The sequence below is a fragment of the Microbacterium sp. OVT16B genome (assembly GCF_019969705.1).
Taxonomy (GTDB): domain Bacteria; phylum Actinomycetota; class Actinomycetes; order Actinomycetales; family Microbacteriaceae; genus Microbacterium; species Microbacterium natoriense.
Map to the genome: position 1 here is coordinate 1,737,659 of NZ_JAHXZA010000001.1, position 19,028 is coordinate 1,756,686.

Consider the following 19,028-nt stretch of genomic DNA (forward strand, 5'->3'; position numbering starts at 1 on the left):
GTCAGTGCAGGATGCCGGCTTCGCCGAGCAGATCGCGCAGACCGGCGCCGTCCTCCGCGCTCACCCAGGGCGCGACGTGCTCGGAGTGCTCCTCCTTGCCGGTGCGTCCTCCGGCGAGGACCGCCTCGGCGGGGAGGAGTCGACGGATCGCGACGCCGGCGACGGAGTCGGGGTGCTCGTCCATGAACTCGGAGTAGATGGACTCGTCGTGCTGCCCGTCGTCGCCGATGAGCAGCCACTGCACGTGGGGGAACTCGGAGGCCAGACGGCGCAGGTTGGTGAGCTTGTGCTCGCGCCCGCTGCGGAACCACCGGTCGTGCGTCGGACCCCAGTCGGTGAGCAGCATCGAGCCCGTCGGGAACAGATGCCGCCCGAGGAAGCGGGTGAGCGTCGGAGCGACGTTCCAGGCACCGGTGGAGAGGTAGACCATGGGGGCGCCGGGATGCTGGCGCAGCAGCTGGTCGAGCAGCACCGCCATGCCCGGTACGGGGAGGCGGGCGTGCTCGTCGACGACGAAGGAGTTCCACGCGGCGATGAACGGGCGGGGGAGCGCGGTGACCATGACGGTGTCGTCCACGTCGGACACGACGCCGAAGCGGGTCTCCTCCCCGACGATGAACGCGGTGGCGTCGACGGGAGGCTGCCCCTCGACGGAGACGGTGAACGTCTGCCAGCCGGCGGGGAGGTCGGCGTCGATGACAGCGTCGATCACGCCGCCGCGGTCGGCCACCACGTCATGGGTCGCGTCTCCGATCCGCACCGTGACCTTCGCGAAGCTCACGGGGATGCTGACGAAGCTGCGCCAGCCGCGGACGCTCGCCGGTTCGCCGTCTCGTGTGCGGCGCTGCGGCGGGACGATGAGCACCCGCCCGACCACACGAACCCAGCCGGGACCCCCGTAGCCGGGGAACGGGACGATCGTGGCGGTGCGTCCCCGACGGCGCGCTCGACCCTCTCGCCACACGTGGAAGCGGTGCTCGAGACGGGCGAACCAGTGGATCCTGGGGGCCGGGGGTGCAGAGGCCATTGCCTCAGTCTTTCACGTCGGCGCCCGCGTCCGCTTCCGTGGTGTCGAGGTGACGCGCCTCGAGGCGGGTCAGCACCTTCTTGCCCACGACGATGAGTATGAGGAACAGCGCGATGACGCCGACGAAGATGTACCCCGCGAAGTGCACGCGGTCGACCATCTCGCGGAAGCTCCCCGCGGCGAGGGAGGTCACGCTCACATAGGCCGTCGCCCACAGCAGGCAGGCCGGCGCGGTCCACGCGAGGAAGCGCCGATAGGAGTAGCCGCTCATCCCCACGGTGAGCGGCACCAGGGAGTGCAGCACGGGAAGGAAGCGGGAGAGGAAGATCGCGATGCCTCCACGACGGGCGAGATAGGTCTCCGCCCTGACCCAGTTGTGCTCGCCGACCTTCCGGCCGATCCAGGACGTGCGGATGTGGGGGCCGAGCCAGCGGCCCAGCACGAAGCCGATGCTCTCGCCGATCAGCGCGCCCACCACGACGGCGATCACCATGGCGATGGCCTCGGTCGGGCTGGAGACGCCCATCGACGCGATGATCACCACGGTGTCTCCGGGGAAGATGAGCCCGATGAGGATGCTCGTCTCGAGCATGACCGCCAGTCCCGCGATCAGGGTGCGTGCGACCGGATCGATCGACTGCACGGTGTCGAGAAGCCAGAGCAGGAACCCATCCATGTCATGAGAGTACGGGAGGCACCGGGATCTAGGCTGGAAAGGTGCCCGAACGACTGACCGCCCGAGCGCTGCCCGGCGACGCGGATCCGGCGGCCCTCTTCCTCGCGCTCGAAGCCGTGTGCCCCGATGTCTTCTGGCTCGACGCCGGCGCAGCGGCGCAGGAGGGCTGGAGCTTCGTCGGAACGGGTGGGGTCTCGTCGCTGCCCGACGCCGTGCGGGTGGACGGTGCTGCGGCCTCCGGCATCCCCTTCCAGGGTGGATGGGTCGGATGGTGCGACTACGAGTCCGGTGCGCGCACGGCGGGGGCCCCGACGGCGGACGCCGAGGGCGACGCGTGGCTGCGGGTGACCAGGGCCGCAGCCTTCGAGCACGCCACAGGTCGGGTCTGGGCGCTCGCCGACGATGAGGACCTCGACGAGTGGTCGGCGTTCGTGTCGGAGCGCAGGACGCCGCCGCCCGTTCCCCCTGTCACGACGGCGCTGCGCACGGCCGAGGCCCGGCACACCCCTGGCGAGTACGCGGACCTCATCGAGCAGTGCCGAGAGCTCATCAGGGCCGGCATCGCGTATCAGCTGTGCCTCACCACGCGCTTCACCGTCAAGGGACCGCAGGACGAGGTCGGCTCCTACCTGCGGCTGCGTGCCGCGACGCCCGCCCACCACGGCGGGTTCCTGCGGATCGGCGGGCGTGCCCTGCTGAGCGCGAGTCCAGAGCAGTTCCTCCAGGCGAGCGGCGGAGTCATCCGCACCAGGCCGATCAAGGGCACCCGCCCGCGCAGCGCCGATCCGGAGACGGATGCCGCGCTCGCCGCGGAGCTGCAGGCAGACCCCAAGGAGCGCGCCGAGAACGTCATGATCGTCGACCTCATGCGCAACGACCTCTCGCGCGTGTGCGAGCCGGGGTCGATCCGCGTCGACGGACTGTGGGTCGTGGAGAGCTATCCGGCGGTGCACCAGCTCGTCAGCACGGTGAGCGGAACCGCCGCCGCGGGCACCACGGTCGGCGACCTGCTGGCCGCGACGTTCCCCGCAGGCAGCATGACCGGTGCGCCCAAGCTCTCCGCCATGACCCGGCTGCACGACCTCGAAGGCGGACCCCGCGGCGTCTACGCGGGGTGCTTCGGCTACGTCGGCGTGAACGGCGACGTCGACCTCGCGATGGTCATCCGCAGCATTCTGATCGATGATGAGAAGGCGGTGGTCGGCGCGGGCGGCGGGATCACCTGGCGCTCTGTCGCGGCATCCGAGGTGGCGGAGGTGGCGACCAAGGCGCGAGCCCCGCTGGCGGCCCTCGGCGCGGAAACGCCCGCGCTCTGGGGTTCCGATATCCTGAACTGATCCCGCTTTTTGTTCAGATTGGTTGTGCGTTCGTTTTGACTGAGAACTTCTCCACCGTTCCCGCCGACGACGAGGTCTCCTCGGCGCACGCCATCCAGGCCAAGTGGCAGAAGTACTGGGCCGACAACGAGACGTTCCTCACCGGCGGCGACGACGACACGCGTCCCCGTCGGTACGTGCTGGCGATGTTCCCCTACCCCTCCGGCGACCTGCACATGGGTCACGCGGAGAACTACCTGTACTCCGACATCGTGGCGCGTTTCTGGCGTCACCGCGGACACAACGTCCTGAACCCGATCGGGTGGGACTCCTTCGGCCTGCCCGCCGAGAACGCGGCCATCCGCCGGGGCGCCGACCCGAAGGAGTGGACCTACCAGAACATCGCCCAGCAGAAGACGGGCTTCCAGGCCTACGGCGTCTCATTCGACTGGAGTCGTGTGCTGCACACCTCCGACCCCGAGTACTACCGCTGGAACCAGTGGCTGTTCCTGAAGCTGTACGAGCGGGGTCTGGCGTACCGCAAGAAGAGCCCGGTGAACTGGTGCCCCAACGACCAGACGGTGCTCGCGAACGAGCAGGTCGTCGACGGACGCTGCGAGCGCTGCGGCGCCGAGGTCGTCAAGAAGAAGCTCACGCAGTGGTACTTCCGCATCACCGACTACGCCGACCGCCTGCTGGACGACCTGAACCAGCTGGAGGGCTTCTGGCCGTCGAAGGTGCTGCAGATGCAGCGCAACTGGATCGGCCGCTCCGTCGGCGCCGACGTCGACTTCCGCATCGAGGGCCGTGACGAGCCGGTCACGGTGTTCTCCACGCGCCCCGACACGCTGCACGGCGCGACGTTCTTCGTCGTCGCCCCCGACGGCGACCTGGCCGCCGAGCTGGCCGCCGAGGCGCCCGACGAGGTGCGCGAGCGCTTCCAGGGCTACCTGACGGAGGTGCAGAAGACCACCGACATCGATCGTCAGGCGACCGACCGCCCGAAGACCGGCGTGTTCCTGGAGCGCTACGCGATCAACCCGGTCAACGGTGAGAAGCTGCCGATCTGGGCCGCCGATTACGTGCTGGCCGACTACGGCCACGGCGCCGTCATGGCCGTGCCTGCGCACGACCAGCGCGACCTCGACTTCGCCCGCGAGTTCGGCCTGCCGATCAAGGTCGTCGTCGACACCACCGCTCCCATCACCGGCGCGATGCCCGTGATCGAGGTCGATGAGGACGGCGTGCCGATCGACACGATGCCCTCGCTCGACGACCAGCACCCGTCCGTCACCGGCACGGCGCTGACCGGCGAAGGCCGCATGATCAACTCCGGCGAGCTGAACGGACTGTCCAAGCGCAACGCGATCGCCCGCGCCATCGAGCAACTCGAGGCATCAGGAACCGGCCGCGCCGCGAAGAACTACCGCCTGCGCGACTGGCTGATCTCCCGCCAGCGCTTCTGGGGCACGCCGATCCCGATGCTGCACGCCGACGACGGCCGTATCATCCCGGTCCCCGAGGACCAGCTGCCCGTGAAGCTGCCCAGCGTCGAGGGCCTCGACCTGTCGCCGAAGGGCGCGTCGCCGCTGGGCGCCGCCGAGGGCTGGGTGCGCACGGTCGACCCGGAGTCCGGCGACCCCGTGCTGCGCGATCCCGACACGATGGACACCTTCGTCGACAGCTCGTGGTACTTCCTGCGCTTCCTGTCGCCGAACAGCGACACCGTGGCGTTCGACCCCAAGCAGGCATCCCGCTGGGCGCCGGTGGACTCCTACATCGGCGGTGTCGAGCACGCCATCCTGCACCTGCTGTACGCGCGGTTCATCACGAAGGTCCTCTTCGACATGGGGCTCATCGACTTCACCGAGCCGTTCTCGAACCTGATCAACCAGGGCATGGTCATCCTCAACGGCACCAAGATGTCGAAGAGCAAGGGCAACCTGGTCCTCTTCCAGGAGGAGCTCGACGCGCACGGCGCTGACGCGCTGCGTGTCGGCCTGGCCTTCGCCGGCCCCGTGGAAGACGACAAGGACTGGGCGGACGTCTCGACGACGGGCGCGCAGAAGTTCCTGGCGCGCGCCATGCGCATCGCCGGCGAGGTGTCGAGCCCCGTGGACGTCGTCTTCGACGGCGGGGACGCCGCGCTGCGCCGTGCCACGCACAAGCTGCTGTCCGAGGCGCCAGCGCTCGTCGAGCAGACGAAGTTCAACGTGCTGGTCGCCCGGCTGATGGAGCTGGTGAACGTCACCCGCAAGACGATCGACGGCGCCGCGGGCGCCGCCGACCCCGCCGTGCGCGAGGCCGCCGAGACCGTCGCCGTGATGCTCGACCTCATCGCTCCGCACACCGCGGAGGAGATGTGGGAGATCCTCGGTCACGAGCCCTCCGTCGGTCTGGTGACCTGGCGCTCGGCGGACTCGGCGCTGCTCGTCGAGGACACGGTCACGGCCGTGGTCCAGGTGGGCGGCAAGGTGCGCGCCCAGCTCGAGGTGCCCGCCCGTATCGGCGAGGCCGAGCTCGAGGCCCTGGCCCGCGCCGACGAGCGCGTGATCCGGTCGATCGGCGACCGGGAGATCGTGAAGGTCGTCGTGCGAGCCCCGAAGATCGTCAGCATCGTCGTCAAGGGCTGAGAGCTCGTCCACAGTCCGCGGATGCCGGCGGCTTGTCCACCGGCCCCGGTCTCACGGCTCCCGAGCATCCGTCCACGCCCCTAGCGTGGGCGGATGCCGCAGCCCACGTCGTCCTCCGCACCACGCACGCTCCGACTGAGCATCGGCGCCGCCGTCGTGCTCGGTCTCGTCGTGCTGTCGGCCGCGGTGGGCTTCGGGATCCTGCGGGGTCAGGCCGCGCCGACGGAGTCCGTTCCGGTCGCCGATGCATCCGCCGCGCCGTCCGGCGACCTCTACGTGCATGTGCTGGGGGAGGTGCAGAGCCCTGGGCTGTACGTGCTGGATCTGGATTCGCGGGTGGTCGATGCCGTGGCGGCCGCCGGGGGAACGACCGACCAGGCCGACCTCGCCGCCGTCAACCTCGCCAGGGTGCTCGCCGACGGGGAGCAGATCGTGGTGCCCTCGATCGGAGCGGGCGTCGAGGCTGGTGCCCCTGCGGCGCCGACCGATGACCGCATCGATCTGAACACGGCCGACCAGACCGCGCTGGAGACGCTGCCGCGGATCGGCCCTGCGCTGGCCGAGCGCATCATCTCCTGGAGGGAGGAGAACGGGCGATTCGGCTCGGTCGACGACCTGCTGGCGGTACCGGGGATCGGAGAGAAGCTGCTCGCCGGCATCCGCGACGGAGTCCGGGTGTGAGGCGCGACCTGCGCCTGCTGCCGGTGGCGGGTGCGACGTGGGGAGCGGCCCTCCTCGGAGTGTTCGCACCGGAGGCCGCACCCTGGGTCGCCGGAGGAGGGGTGCTCGGGGCTGTCATCGCGATGGTGCTCGGGTCGGTGCGCTCGTCGGCGAGCGGATCGGGTCTGTCGGCGGTCGTCCTCTCCGCAGCGGCAGCCGCGTCGCTGGCGGTGTGCGTCGCTCTTCCGGCCAGGGACGCCGCCGATGCATGGGACGGCAGGTTCGTCGAGGCGACCTGCGAGATCACGTCCTCCGCGTCGGTGGGTCGCGACGGGCGGCTGTGGGTGGATGCCGAGCTCACGGGCATCGGGTCACCGGGCGACGTGCGACCTGCGTCAGCGCCGGTGCGGCTCGGTCTCGACCCCGGGGAGGGATACGACCTCGGCGCCGCCGTCCGCGTACGGGGAGAGGCCGCATCGACCGACCCGGGGGAGCGCGGAGCGCTCGTGGTGTTCTCGAGCTCTGCCGCGATCGAACGTCCGGCAGCGGGGATCTTCGCGGTCGCCGCGGGCGCCAGACACGAATTCATCGCGAGGTCGGCGCGGCTGCCGGAACCCGGAGCCGGGCTGCTGCCCGGACTGGCCGTGGGGGATACGAGGGCGGTCGGCGCCGAGCTGAACGACGACATGCGGATCAGCGGACTGAGCCACCTCACCGCGGTGTCGGGCGCCAACTGCGCGATCGTGGTCGGTGCGGCGTTCTGGTTGGTGGCGCTGTGCGGGGGAGGCCGGAGGCTGCGCGTGGTCCTCGCGGCGCTCACGCTGGCCGGTTTCGTCGTGCTCGTCACACCCGAGCCGAGCGTCGTCAGAGCGGCCGTCATGGCGGGCGCGGCCATGCTGTCGGTGCTCCTGGGGCGGCCGAGCGCGGGGGCGGGGCTCCTCGCTCTCTGCGCGAGCGCGATCCTGATCGTCGATCCCTGGCTCGCGGCGACACCGGGGTTCGCGCTGTCGGTGGCGGCTTCCGGCGCTCTCATCCTGCTCGCGCCCCGGCTCGCGAGAGGAATGGCGCGATGGATGCCGCAGCCCCTCGCTCTGGCCATCGGCGTCCCGCTCTCGGCGCAGCTCGTCTGCGCCCCGATCATCGCCCTGTTCGCGGAGCAGCAGTCGCTCGTCGGCGTCGTGGCGAACATGATCGCCGATCCCGCGGCGCCCATCGCCACGGTGGTCGGGCTGCTCGCCTGTCTCGCCGCGCCGCTGCCGTTCCTGGCCGACGTGCTCGCGGCGTCGGCCTGGCTCCCCGCCGCGTGGATCGCCGCCACCGCTGAGGTGAGCGCCGAACTGCCGCTCGCCCAGGTGCCGCTCGTGCCCGGCATCGGCAGTTCCCTGCTCGTCGCCGTCCTCAGCGCCGCCGCGGCGCTGTTGCTGGTCCGGCCGAAGGAGAGGGTCGCGCTCATGCGGCCGGTGCGCTGGGCGCGAGCCGCGGCGGCCGTCGTGATCGTCGTCGCCGTCGCGCTGGGTGGAGCACAGGTTCTGCTCCGCGGACCGCTCGCGACGGCGACCAGCCCCGACGGGTGGGCGATCGCCGCGTGCGACATCGGACAGGGCGATGCCCTCGTCATCCGATCGGCGGGCAGCATGGCGCTGATCGACACGGGCCCTGATCCCGACCTGCTCAGGGATTGCCTGCGCTCTCTCGGCGTCGAGCGCGTCGACCTGCTCGTGCTCACGCACTTCGATCTCGACCATGTCGGAGGCGTCGACGCCGTGCAGGGCCGGGTGGACCGGGTGCTGCACGGACCATCCGATGCGCCTGACGACCTCCGCCTGCTCCAGCGCCTGGCCGCAGGAGGCGCCCATCTCGTCGACGCGGCGTCCGGCCTCGAGGGAATCCTCGGCGACGCATCGTGGCGCGTGCTCTGGCCGCAGCGGGGTTCGTCGGCCTTCCCCGCCGGCAACGACTCCAGCGTCGTCGTCGAGTTCGGAGGCGGTGGCGTGCCGCGATCGCTGTTCCTCGGCGATCTCTCTGCGGAGTCGCAGCGGATGCTGCAGCGCACGGCGCATCTCGGCTCGGACATGACCGTCGTGAAGGTCGCGCATCACGGAAGCGCCGATCAGGACGCCGGGCTGTACGAGGCGCTGAGGCCCGCCGTCGCCGTGATCAGCGTCGGGGAGGGGAACGACTACGGGCACCCGAGAGCGGAGATCCTCGCGATCCTGCAGGCCGTCGGGGCGCACGTCCTGCGCACCGATCAGCGGGGTCGCATCCTGATCGGCATGAAGGACGGCGCCGTCGAGGTCTGGACCGAGAGGAGCGTCGGCGGCCCCGGGTAGGCTGGAAACATGGCAGCTTCGCGTACTCCGGCCCGTGGGGGCGCCAAGCCCACCAAGATCCGTCAGGTGCCGTGGCGCGAGCCGCAACCGGCCCCGGTCGTGCTGGTCTTCGGCCCGGAGGAGGTCTGCGCCGAGCGCGCGATCGCCGGTGTGCGCGACTACCTGCGGGCGGAAGATCCCGCGCTCGAGGTCAGCGATGTCCGTGCCGACGACTACGCCCCCGGCACGCTGCTCTCCCTCACCTCTCCCTCGCTGTTCGGCGAGCCCCGGCTGGTGCGCGTGTCAGGGGTGGAGAAATGCTCGGATGCGTTCCTGCAGGAGGCCGTGTCGTACCTCGACCACCCGCAGGAGGGCGCCACGGTCATCCTCCGCCACACCGGCGCGAGCGTGCGGGGCAAGAAGCTCCTCGACGCCCTCCGCGCAGGCACGGGCGACGGCATCGAGATCGCCTGCCCCGCGATCAAGCGCGACGGCGACAGGGCCGACTTCGCGGCGGGGGAGTTCAAGGCCGCGAAGAAGCGCATCGCCCCGCCGGCGCTGCGTGCGCTGGTCTCCGCCTTCTCCGACGATCTGACCGAGCTCGCGGCGGCGTGCCAGCAGCTGATCGGTGACGTCGAGGGCGACGTCACCGAAGACGTCGTCACCAAGTACTACGGCGGGCGCGTGGAGGTCTCGGCCTTCGTGGTCGCCGACACCGCCATCTCCGGGCGATACGGAGAGGCGCTGGTCTCGCTGCGTCATGCCCTGGCCTCCGGCGCCGACCCTGTTCCGATGGTCGCCGCCTTCGCGATGAAGCTGCGCACCATGGCTCGTGTGGCGGGCAACCGTGAGCCCAGTCGGCAGCTCGCCCAGCGGCTCGGAATGAAGGACTGGCAGGTCGACAGGGCGCGTCGCGATCTCGCGGGGTGGAACGAGCGGTCGCTCGGCATGGCCATCCAGGCGACCGCGCGAGCGGATGCCGAGGTGAAGGGCGCCGCGCGCGACCCGATCTTCGCGCTGGAGCGCATGGTCACCGTCATCGCGACCCGCCAGCCGTTCGGAGAAGACGCATGAGACTCATCCTCATCCGCCATGGCCAGACCCCGAGCAACGTCATCGGCGCTCTCGACACCGGTCGCCCCGGGCCCGGTCTCACGTCACTGGGAGCGCTGCAGGCTGCGGCGATCCCGGCGGCTCTCGCAGACGAGGCGATCGATGCCGTCTACGTCTCTCCGCTGACCCGCACCGCGCTCACGGCTGAACCGCTCGCGGCTGCCCGCGGGCTCACCCCCGAGGTGGTCGAGGGGCTCGAGGAGATCAGCGCGGGCCGGTGGGAGATGCGCAGCGATCGGGAGGCCGTGCAGGCCTACGTCGGCGCGGCGCGGCGCTGGCTGACCGGGGACCCGGAGTTCGCGATCGAGGGCGGAGAGAGCGGTACGCAGTTCTTCGACCGCTACGACTCCGCCATCGCGCGAGTGGCACGGGAGAACGTCGACGGTGCAGCGGTCGTGGTCAGTCACGGTGCGGCGATCCGCGTATGGGCGGCTGCGCGGGTGGGCGGTGTCGATCTCGAGGACGCCGTGCACTGGCGCCTCTACAACACGGGCATGTGCATGCTGGACGGCGATCCCGATGCAGGGTGGAGGCTCATCCGGTGGCAGCAGGAGCCGTTGGGCGGACTCGATCTCGAAGACGCCCTCGCACAGGACGTTCCGGCCGCGCCGGTCGGAGAGCCGGGGGAGCCGATCGCCACCGCTCCGTGACATCACCGTCGGGAAGCACCCCCGTCCCACGAAGAAGGCCCGTCTCGAAGAGACGGGCCTTCTTCAGAAGCGGGGCTCAGAGAGCGGCAACCTGCTTGGCGATGGCCGACTTGCGGTTCGCAGCCTGGTTCTGGTGGATGACACCCTTGCTGACGGCCTTGTCGAGCTTGCGGGAAGCGGTCTTCAGCGCGGCCTCGGCAGCAGCCTTGTCGCCGCTGGCGACGGCGGCGCGGGTGGCGCGAACGTGCGTCTTCAGCTCGCTCTTCACGGCCTTGTTGCGCTCGTGAGCCTTCTCGTTGGTCTTGTTGCGCTTGATCTGCGACTTGATGTTTGCCACGTGTGGACGCTTTCTGTACAGGAGTTGTTTCGGAAATGCCGGCCGGAGAAGAGGGCTCCTGCGCGACGGTCGTGAGGGAAGAACCCACACGCAAGCCAAGAGTCGAGTCTAACAGCATCCGACACCATCTCCCTAAACGGGTGTCGAGTTGCGGAACTCAGTCGCGCACGGGGCGGTACTGGGTGCAGAATCATCACTATCCCGACACTGACGTCAAGGACCCTTCATGACACTCGCCCTCCCGCCGGGCCTCCGGTTCTCCGCAGCCACCTCCGCGTTCCAGATCGAAGGATCGCGAACAGCCGACGGCAGGGGGAGATCGATCTGGGATGACTTCCTGGAGCGTCCAGGGGCGATCATCGACGGCAGCACCGCTGAACCCGCGTGCGACAGCTACCGTCATCCTGAGCAGGATGTGGCTCTGGCCGCCGGCCTCGGTCTCGACCGCTACCGGTTCTCCATCCAGTGGGCGCGTATCCAGCCGGACGGCTCGGGGCCCGGGAACAGCGCGGCGCTCGACCACTACTCGCGATTCGTCGACCTCCTTCTCGATGCCGGGGTCACCCCGTTCCCTACGCTCTTCCACTGGGAGATGCCGAGCGCCGTCGAGGCCGACGGAGGCTGGTTGAACCGCGACACCGCATCGCGCTTCGCCGAGTACGCAGCACTCGTCGTCGATCGCCTCGGGGATCGGGTGAGGCACTGGTACACCCTCAACGAACCGGCCATGATGACGCTGCAGGGCTATGCCACCGGCGCTCTCGCGCCGGGGAAGCAGCTGCTGTTCGGGGCGCTCCCCACCGTCCACCACCAGCTTCTCGGGCATGCCGGAGCAGCCGCCGTGCTCCGCGCGAACGGGGCCGCGAGCGTCGGACTCGTCAACAACCACACCTGGGTCCTGCCGCTGCGCGACTCGGAGGAGGACGCGGCGGCCGCGTTCACGTACGATCTCGTCCACAACCGGGTCTTCAGCGAGCCGCTGCTCGACGGCGTCTACCCCGATCTGGAGGCGCTCGGTCTGCCGAGCATGCCCGTGCAGGACGGCGACCTCGAGCGCATCCACGGCTCCATCGACTTCTACGGCATCAACTTCTACAACCCGACCACGGTGACGACAGCGGATGCCGACAGCCCGATCCCCTTCGACATCGTGCCGACACCCGGAGTGCCGGTGACCGGCTTCGGACCGGAGTGGCCGATCATGCCGAGCGCGCTCCGCGATCTCCTGATCGATCTCAAGAGACGGCATCCGCAGCTGCCGCCGGTCATCATCGGCGAGAACGGCGCGTCGTTCCCCGAGCCGGAACGGGCGGGACGCGTCGACGACGATGACCGCATCTCGTACCTGAAGGGCCATCTGGGTGCGGTCGCCGAGGCGATCTCCGCCGGAGTCCCGGTCGAGGAGTACACCGTGTGGTCGCTGCTCGACAACTGGGAATGGGCCGACGGCTACACCCAGAGGTTCGGTCTCGTGCACGTCGACTTCGAGACGGGGGAGCGCACCCCCAAGGCCTCGTACGACTGGTATCGCGAGCTGATCGCGGTCCTCCGCCGCGGGACGGAGGAGGGGCGGTGAGCTCTTCGACGAAGGTCGGCGCCCGATGGATGTCGCTGTTCACGCTCGCCTGGCTGGCGATCTGGACGGTGCAGCTCACCCCTGTCCAGCTGCTGCTCCCGCTGCAGTTGGACACCCCGGAAGACGACTGGATCAGGGGAGTCGTCTCGTCCGGGCTCGTGCTCGGCATCGGAGGCCTGGCGGGTATCGTCGCCGGCCCCGTGGCCGGCGCCCTCTCGGATCGTGCGGGGGCAGGCCGCCGTCGCCGCCGCCCGTGGGCGCTCGGCGGCGTCTGGCTCACGGTCCTCTGCCTGGTCCTCACCGGTTTCACCGAGGGGCCGTGGGCGGTCGGAGCGGCCTGGGTTGGTGTGTCCATCGGCGTCGCCGTATCATCCGCGGCGTTCACCGCGCTGATCGCCGATCAGCTGCCGCCCACGCAGCGGGGCGCCGCATCGGCGGCAGTGGGATCGAGCCAGGCCGTCGGCATCGTGCTCGGCGTCGGACTCGTCGTGCTGCTCGGTCTCGGCATCCTCTCGGGTTATCTGTTGCTCGCCGGTATCATCGCCGTCGTGGGGACCGCCGCGGCAGTGCTGCTTCCCGACCCGCCCGCGTCTGAGGCCCTTCTGCCGACGCGTGGCGAAGGGCGGCTGCTGGCGTCGCTGCGAGATCGGGATTTCGCCTGGATGCTGTCGGGGCGCCTGGTCGCCAACGTCGGCAACGCCCTCGGCACGGCCCTGTTCCTCTTCTTCCTGCTGCACGGGCTCGGCCAGCCGAACGCCGAGGCGCAGGACAACCTCCTGCTGCTGATCGTCGTCTACACCGTGTTCGTGGTGATCGCCTCCGTGCTCACGGGCGTGATCTCCGACCGCACCGGGAACCGCCGCACTCTCACCGTGGCCTCGACCCTCGTGCAGGCGTCGTCCGGAGTGCTCATCGCTCTCGTCCCGACTTTCGAGGCGACGATGGTCGCCGCCGCGCTCATGGGGCTCGGCTACGGAGCTTTCTCGACGGTCGGCCTGGCGTTCGCCGCCGACCTGCTGCCCGACGAGAAGGACCATGCGCGGGACCTGGGCATCGTGAACGTCACCGCCGCGCTCGGACAGCTCATCGGCCCCGTGCTCGGAGCCGGTCTCGTCGCGCTCGTCGGAGGCTTCTGGCTCGTGTTCGTGATGGCAGCTGTGCTGTCCGTGGTCGGGGGGATCCTCACCGCCTTCGCGCGGCAGCGGGTGCGTCAGGCCTGAGCCTCGATCGTCGCGATCGCGAGCTGCAGCGCCGCGTTGAACACCCGTGGGCGCATCGCGGTGACCAGGTGGGTCGTCCGCGGGACCACGATGAGCTCGGCGTGCGGGGCGAGCCGCTGGAACAGCCCCTCGTTGACCCGCAGCTGGTCGTACTGGCCGTTGATGAACCACAACGGGACGCGGATCCTCTCGACGGCGGAGGCGATGTCCAGCGTGGTGAGACTGCGCAGGGCGGCATCCTGAGTGTCGAGAGCGTACCCGCCCGCGGCGAAGTCCGACCGGGTCTCCAGGGGGATCGTCGCGTCGAGGATCTTCTCGGTGAGCCAGAGGCCCCGGTCGGGGAGCGAGTTCACCGCTCCGGCGATGAGACGATAGGCCGCCAGACCCGCGCCGTGGGGGAGTGAGGTGCAGGATGCCGCGATGAGCCCCGTGACCGGCGGTGTCTGCGCGCCTCCGGTGTACGCGAGCGACAGCAGGCCGCCCATCGAATGCCCGACGAGCAGTACGGGTCCCTTCTTCGCCGCCGCCCGCACGGCGGCGTCGATCGTGTGCAGCGCCTCGTGCAGGGTGAAGTCCTCGTGCAGACGCGTTCCGTGTCCGGGGAGGTCGACGGCGGTGGCGGTCATGCCGCGCTCGTCGAGATAGGCGAGCTGTGACCGCCACATCGTCGCAGATGTGCGGATGCCGTGGACGAAGACGATCTGGACGCTCACGGGCTCAGCTTAGATAGGCCCTCCGACAACGCGAAAGCGGGGCCGGTGGATGTCCACCGGCCCCGCTCCCTTCTCTCAGATCAGAGAGTTACTTCTGCCATCCGAAGTCCTCGATCGGCGTGACGCCGAAGAGGTCCAGGCCGACGTACGGCCAAGGCGTGAGGTTCGCCAGGCCGTTCTTGACCACGTAGATCGACGGGCCGTTGTAGAGCGGGATGACGCCCCACGTCTCGTCGATGATCTTCGGCTCGAGCTTCTCCGCCGCGGCGGTCCAGCTCTTCGCGTCCTTCTGTGACTCGACGTCGTCGGCGATCTGCTTGTCGATGTCGGCGTTGCCGGTGCCCGACAGGTTCAGCTCGCTCTCCGAGCAGTAGAGCTGGCACATCCAGGCCGGTCCGAACGGGTCGGAGTCGCTGAAGCGCAGGCCGGCGATGTCCCAGTTCTTGGTCGGGAGGTCCTTGGCGAAGTCGGCGGAGGCACGCACATCGACCTTGACGTCGATGCCGATCTCCTTCTCCTGCGCCTGCAGCGACTTGGCGAGAGCCTCCTGCGTCGGGTCGGAGCCGAACACCGGGTAGACCACGCTCAGCTTGACGCCATCCTTCTCGCGGATGCCGTCAGAGCCTTCCTTCCAGCCGGCGTCGTCGAGGAGCTTCTTGGCTGCCTTGACGTCGTGCTTCAGGCCGGCCTCGGCGAACGCGTCGACGTAGCCTTCCTGGAACGCGTACATGTTCAGCGAACCGGCGGCGGGCTCTTCGTAGCCGAGGCCGTTCCAGGCGATCTGCTTCTGCTGGTCGATGTTGATGCCCAGGAAGAACGCCTTGCGGACGTTGACGTCCTCGAACTGCGGCTTGTCGCCGTCGAGCATCAGGATCGTCTTCGCGGTCTGCTGGGCGCGGCGCACGACCGTGTCCTTGACCGACTTGACCTGCTCGAGGCGGTCCTTGGAGTTCGCGCCGACCATGTCGATCTCGCCGTTCTTGAAGGCGTTGATCGCGGCGTCGGGCTCGAGCTGCTGGAAGGTCACCTTGTCGAGCAGAGGAGCGTTGCCCCACCACTCGGGGTTCGGCTTGAACGAGATGAAGCCCTTGTTGGCGTCGAACTCGTCGACGATGTACGGGCCTGCACCCCACTCGGAGTGCGGGTTGCCGATGTACGCGTTGTTGAACGTGTCGACGTCGGCGTGCTTCGGGTTCAGGACGCCACCGGTGAGGAACACCATGGACGGCCAGGCGTAGATGCCGTCGAACGTGACCACCGCGGTCTTCGCGGTGTCGCCCTGCTCGACCGACTTGACCTGCTTGTAGCCGTCGGTCGCGTTGGGGCTGTAGCCCTCGTCGGACGAGCGGTTCGCCTTCCAGGTCGCGTCGATGGCAGTCCAGTCCATGTCGGTGCCGTCGTTGAAGTGCGCCTTGTCGGTGAACGTGAAGGTGACGGTCGTGTTGCCGTCCTTCTCGCCGATCTCGTACTTGTCGAGGTAGGCGTCGTTCTTGTAGACCTCGCCCTCCGGCTTCACCAGCAGGATCTGCGGCATGTAGAAGTACCAGAGCGTCGAGGTGTCGGCGACTCCGTCGCCGTGGAAGGCGTTGAGCTGCTCGGGGATGCCGTTGATGCCGAGGTGGACTTCGCCGCCCTCCTTCATGTCGGCCCGAGCCTGGGGGTTGTAGTCGGCGGACTTGGTTTCGACCGGCTTCTCCGAACCGTTCCCGCCACCGGTGTTTCCGGATCCGCTCGCGCAACCCGCGAGGGCGAGTGCGAGGACGCCGCTGATCGCGACAGCCCCCAACAACTTCTTGTGCTTCATGGTGCTCCTTTCGCCTTTCGGCGTTTCATAAAGGGAAGAATAGTTCGCTGTTGATCACCGCACAGCGGCGGACAGTGAATACCGGCTAACCGTTATCGGACGGTGACCAGACCTCGCAGCGGCATCCGCTCAGACCGTCGCAGGCTTCGTCGACATGGTCTCCGGGTCGAACACGACGCGCTGACGCGTGCGCTCGATGTCCGGATCCGGCACCGGGATCGCCGACAGGAGAGCCTTGGTGTAGGGATGCTGCGGGTTGTCGAAGACGTCGTCGACGTCGCCGTGCTCCACGAACTCGCCGAGGTACATCACGGCGACGCGATCGGCGATGTGCCGCACGACGGACAGGTCGTGCGCGACGAACAGGTACGACAGACCCAGCTTGACCTTGAGCTCGTCCAACAGGTTGATGACGCCGGCCTGGATCGATACGTCCAGCGCCGACACCGGCTCGTCGAGCACGACGATCTTCGGGTTCGTCGACAGGGCTCTCGCGATGCCGATGCGCTGGCGCTGCCCGCCGGAGAACGCCTGCGGGAACCGGTCGCTGTGCGCGGGATTGAGGCCGACCAGGTCCATCAGCTCGTCCACGCGTCGGTGGACCTCGGCCTTGGGCGTGCCGATCGCGCGCATCGGCTCGGCGATGATGTCGGCGACGGTCATGCGCGGGTCGAGTGCGCCCATCGGGTCCTGGAACACGATCTGGATGTCGCGGCGGAGCTCGCGCTCGATCTTCCTGCTGTGCAGCTCGTTCACGCTGGTGCCCGCGATGACGATGTCACCGTCTTCCTGCTTGACCATGTCCATGATCTGCAGCAGCGTGGTGGTCTTGCCCGAGCCGGACTCGCCGACGATCGCCATCGTCTCGCCCTCGCGGACGTCGAAGCTGATGCCCTTGATCGCCTGGACCTCGCCCACCTTGCGCTTGAGGAACGCGCCCTTGAGGAGCGGGAAGGTCTTGGTGAGGTTCTTGACCTCGAGCGTCACGGGGCGCTCCTCGCGCGGTGTGCGGGTCAGGTCGCTCTCGGGGATCACCCTGGCGGGGAAGACGGGGAGGCCGCCGAGCAGACCGCCGTCCTCGATCTCCTGCGAGCGGATGCACGCGGCCAGATGACGCTCGCCCGTGCCGGTCGATACCGGCAGCAGTTCCGGTTCGCCCGTGCGGCAGGCGTCCATCGCGATCGGGCAGCGGTCGGCGAACGGGCACGCATCGGGGAGGTTGATCAGCAGCGGCGGGTTCCCCTTGATCGGGGTCAGCGGCTCCTTCTCGGCCTTGTCGACGCGGGGGATCGCCCCCAGGAGTCCGATCGAGTACGGCATCCGCGTGCGGTGGAAGAGCTCTCGGGCGGGTGCGTGCTCCACGGGCTTGCCGGCGTACATCACCATGACGTCGTCGGCGGTGCGCGCCACCACGCCCATGTCGTGGGTGATCATCATCACCGCGGCGCCGGTCTCGTCCTGCGCCTTCTCGATCAGATCGAGGATCTGCGCCTGGATCGTCACGTCGAGAGCCGTCGTCGGCTCGTCGCAGATGATGAGCTTGGGGTTGTTGGCCATCGCGATCGCGATCACGACGCGCTGGCGCATGCCACCGGAGAACTCGTGCGGGAACGACTTCATGCGCCGCTCCGGGAACGTGATACCCACGAGCGTCAGCAGCTCCACCGCGCGATCCCATGCGTCCTTCTTGGAGAGGCTGCGGTGCACCGTGAGCGCCTCGATCAGCTGGTCGCCGACCGTGAAGACGGGGGTGAGGGATGTCAGCGGGTCCTGGAAGACCATGGACATGCCGTTGCCGCGGATCACGGACAGCTGCTTGTCCGACTTGCCGATCAGCTCCTGCCCGTCGTAGACGATGGAACCGGTGACCTTCGCGTTCTCGTCGAGGAGGCCCATGATCGCGAGAGACGTGACGGACTTGCCCGAGCCGGACTCGCCGACGATCCCGAGGGTCTTGCCGGCCTCCAGATCGAAGGAGACGCCGCGCACGGCGTCGACGCGGCCGGCCTCAGAGGCGAAGCTGACCCGGAGGTCGCGGACGGAAAGGACGGTGCTCATGCGCGGCCTCCCGCTGCAGACGTGGGATCGAGGGCATCACGCAGGCCGTCGGCGACGAGCGCCATCGACACGGTGAGAAGGGTGAGGGCCGCGGCGGGGAAGTAGAACAGCCAGGGCGCGGTCGTGAGGCTGCTGGAGCCGGTGCCGATGAGCGCGCCCAGCGAGACATCGGGGATCTTGACGCCGAAGCCGAGGAAGGACAGACCCGTCTCGGTGACGACGGCGTTGACAACACCGAGGGTGAAGTTGATCACCAGGAGGGATCCGATGTTCGGCAGCAGGTGGCGGAGGACGATCCTCATGCCGCCGACGCCCATGTAGCGGGCGGCGCTGACGTACTCGCGTTCGCGCAGGGAGAGCGCCATGGTCCAAATCACCCTGGCGGGGAAGTACCAGCCGATCACGAAGATCATGATGAGCGCGATGACCCGCCAGTCGCCTCCCGACTTGTTGGAGATCATCGCGAGGATGAGGAAGCTGGGGATGACCATCATGAAGTGGATGACCAGCAGCGCGATGCGTTCGGTCCAGCCGCCGAAGTAGGCGGCCGCGGTGCCGACGAGCGCCGAGACGATCGTGACGCCGACCGAGACGCTGACGGCGATCATCAGCGAACGCTGCAGACCGAGCGCCACCTGAGCGAACAGGTCGTTGCCGGCGTTGTTCGTGCCGAACCAGTGCTCGGCGGACGGTCCCGTGCTGAGGTTGAGGAAGTCGAGCTCGACCGCGTCGTAGCGGGCGATGAGCGGCCCGAAGATCGCGAACAGCACCAGCAGGACGAAGATCACCAGGCCGGCGAGAGCGCCCTTGTTGCGGGCATAGCGGCGCCAGTAGAGAGTCCACTTGGAGAGCCGCTTGGTCGCGACACGCGTTGTCTCAGGTCCCGCGATGCCGGACGGTGGCTGGACCGTGGGGTCGATCATGTCGGTGGTCATG

General features: G+C 69.0%; 15 protein-coding genes. 8 read left to right on the forward strand and 7 right to left on the reverse strand.

Annotated features, from left to right (window positions below; all coding sequences use genetic code 11):
• Position 1: 1 nt before the first annotated feature.
• Together LC438_RS08215 and LC438_RS08220 are read right to left on the reverse strand one after the other, a co-directional pair.
• Positions 2-1,027 (reverse strand): App1 family protein, encoded by a 1,026-nt coding sequence (locus LC438_RS08215; protein ID WP_105674515.1) that lies wholly within the window; start codon positions 1,025-1,027, stop codon positions 2-4.
• Positions 1,028-1,031: 4 nt separating this feature from the next.
• Positions 1,032-1,703, reverse strand: a complete 672-nt coding sequence (locus LC438_RS08220; RefSeq protein ID WP_105674517.1) for a DedA family protein — start codon at positions 1,701-1,703, stop codon at positions 1,032-1,034.
• 41 nt (positions 1,704-1,744) lie between these two features.
• Between LC438_RS08220 and LC438_RS08225 the strand changes: the two genes are divergently transcribed.
• The 6 genes from LC438_RS08225 to LC438_RS08250 all read left to right on the forward strand — a co-directional run bounded on the left by LC438_RS08225 (position 1,745) and on the right by LC438_RS08250 (position 10,384).
• Positions 1,745-3,040, forward strand: a complete 1,296-nt coding sequence (locus tag LC438_RS08225) for an anthranilate synthase component I family protein (RefSeq protein ID WP_105674519.1) — start codon at positions 1,745-1,747, stop codon at positions 3,038-3,040.
• Between the two features lie 35 nt (positions 3,041-3,075).
• On the forward strand, positions 3,076-5,652 hold the full coding sequence (leuS, locus tag LC438_RS08230; protein ID WP_105674521.1) for a leucine--tRNA ligase: 2,577 nt from the start codon (positions 3,076-3,078) through the stop codon (positions 5,650-5,652).
• 93 nt (positions 5,653-5,745) lie between these two features.
• Complete coding sequence (locus LC438_RS08235; RefSeq protein WP_223586303.1) at positions 5,746-6,333, forward strand: ComEA family DNA-binding protein; 588 nt, start codon at positions 5,746-5,748, stop codon at positions 6,331-6,333.
• Complete coding sequence (locus tag LC438_RS08240) at positions 6,330-8,642, forward strand: ComEC/Rec2 family competence protein (RefSeq protein ID WP_223586304.1); 2,313 nt, start codon at positions 6,330-6,332, stop codon at positions 8,640-8,642. Before LC438_RS08235 ends, LC438_RS08240 begins: the two co-directional genes overlap by 4 nt.
• Positions 8,643-8,651: 9 nt before the next feature.
• Positions 8,652-9,695, forward strand: a complete 1,044-nt coding sequence (holA, locus tag LC438_RS08245) for a DNA polymerase III subunit delta (RefSeq protein WP_223586305.1) — start codon at positions 8,652-8,654, stop codon at positions 9,693-9,695.
• The gene (locus LC438_RS08250; protein WP_223586306.1) at positions 9,692-10,384 is read left to right on the forward strand and encodes a histidine phosphatase family protein; all 693 of its coding nucleotides are present in this window, start codon (positions 9,692-9,694) and stop codon (positions 10,382-10,384) included. Before holA ends, LC438_RS08250 begins: the two co-directional genes overlap by 4 nt.
• Before the next feature lie 76 nt (positions 10,385-10,460).
• Here LC438_RS08250 and rpsT read toward each other — a convergent pair whose 3' ends face one another.
• Positions 10,461-10,721 (reverse strand): 30S ribosomal protein S20, encoded by a 261-nt coding sequence (gene rpsT / locus LC438_RS08255; protein WP_105674528.1) that lies wholly within the window; start codon positions 10,719-10,721, stop codon positions 10,461-10,463.
• 226 nt (positions 10,722-10,947) lie between these two features.
• Between rpsT and LC438_RS08260 the strand changes: the two genes are divergently transcribed.
• Positions 10,948-12,297, forward strand: a complete 1,350-nt coding sequence (locus LC438_RS08260) for a GH1 family beta-glucosidase (protein ID WP_223586307.1) — start codon at positions 10,948-10,950, stop codon at positions 12,295-12,297.
• A gap of 29 nt (positions 12,298-12,326) precedes the next feature.
• Positions 12,327-13,517, forward strand: coding sequence for an MFS transporter (locus LC438_RS08265; RefSeq protein ID WP_263295031.1), 1,191 nt, complete (start codon positions 12,327-12,329; stop codon positions 13,515-13,517).
• Here the strand turns inward: LC438_RS08265 and LC438_RS08270 are convergent.
• The 4 genes from LC438_RS08270 to LC438_RS08285 form a co-directional block, all read right to left on the reverse strand.
• Positions 13,508-14,230 carry an alpha/beta fold hydrolase gene (locus LC438_RS08270; RefSeq protein ID WP_223586309.1) on the reverse strand — a complete coding sequence of 241 codons (723 nt, stop codon included), beginning with the start codon at positions 14,228-14,230 and terminating at the stop codon, positions 13,508-13,510. The genes LC438_RS08265 and LC438_RS08270 overlap by 10 nt on opposite strands.
• Positions 14,231-14,318: 88 nt before the next feature.
• Positions 14,319-16,034, reverse strand: a complete 1,716-nt coding sequence (locus LC438_RS08275) for an ABC transporter family substrate-binding protein (RefSeq protein WP_105674536.1) — start codon at positions 16,032-16,034, stop codon at positions 14,319-14,321.
• Positions 16,035-16,163: 129 nt separating this feature from the next.
• The gene (locus LC438_RS08280; protein ID WP_223586310.1) at positions 16,164-18,092 is read right to left on the reverse strand and encodes an ABC transporter ATP-binding protein; all 1,929 of its coding nucleotides are present in this window, start codon (positions 18,090-18,092) and stop codon (positions 16,164-16,166) included.
• The gene (locus LC438_RS08285; protein ID WP_223586311.1) at positions 18,089-19,027 is read right to left on the reverse strand and encodes an ABC transporter permease; all 939 of its coding nucleotides are present in this window, start codon (positions 19,025-19,027) and stop codon (positions 18,089-18,091) included. Before LC438_RS08285 ends, LC438_RS08280 begins: the two co-directional genes overlap by 4 nt.
• Between the last annotated feature and the right edge of the window lies 1 nt (position 19,028).

Excerpts from the sequence above, each read along its gene's own strand:
- LC438_RS08215 (WP_105674515.1), bottom strand. The coding sequence starts at position 1,027 with ATGGCCTCTGCACCCCCGGCCCCCAGGATCCACTGGTTCGCCCGTCTC.
- LC438_RS08220 (WP_105674517.1), bottom strand. The coding sequence starts at position 1,703 with ATGGATGGGTTCCTGCTCTGGCTTCTCGACACCGTGCAGTCGATCGAT.
- LC438_RS08235 (WP_223586303.1), top strand. The coding sequence starts at position 5,746 with ATGCCGCAGCCCACGTCGTCCTCCGCACCACGCACGCTCCGACTGAGC.
- holA (WP_223586305.1), top strand. The coding sequence starts at position 8,652 with ATGGCAGCTTCGCGTACTCCGGCCCGTGGGGGCGCCAAGCCCACCAAG.
- LC438_RS08250 (WP_223586306.1), top strand. The coding sequence starts at position 9,692 with ATGAGACTCATCCTCATCCGCCATGGCCAGACCCCGAGCAACGTCATC.
- LC438_RS08260 (WP_223586307.1), top strand. The coding sequence starts at position 10,948 with ATGACACTCGCCCTCCCGCCGGGCCTCCGGTTCTCCGCAGCCACCTCC.
- LC438_RS08265 (WP_263295031.1), top strand. The coding sequence starts at position 12,327 with ATGTCGCTGTTCACGCTCGCCTGGCTGGCGATCTGGACGGTGCAGCTC.
- LC438_RS08275 (WP_105674536.1), bottom strand. The coding sequence starts at position 16,034 with ATGAAGCACAAGAAGTTGTTGGGGGCTGTCGCGATCAGCGGCGTCCTC.
- LC438_RS08280 (WP_223586310.1), bottom strand. The coding sequence starts at position 18,092 with ATGAGCACCGTCCTTTCCGTCCGCGACCTCCGGGTCAGCTTCGCCTCT.
- LC438_RS08285 (WP_223586311.1), bottom strand. The coding sequence starts at position 19,027 with ATGACCACCGACATGATCGACCCCACGGTCCAGCCACCGTCCGGCATC.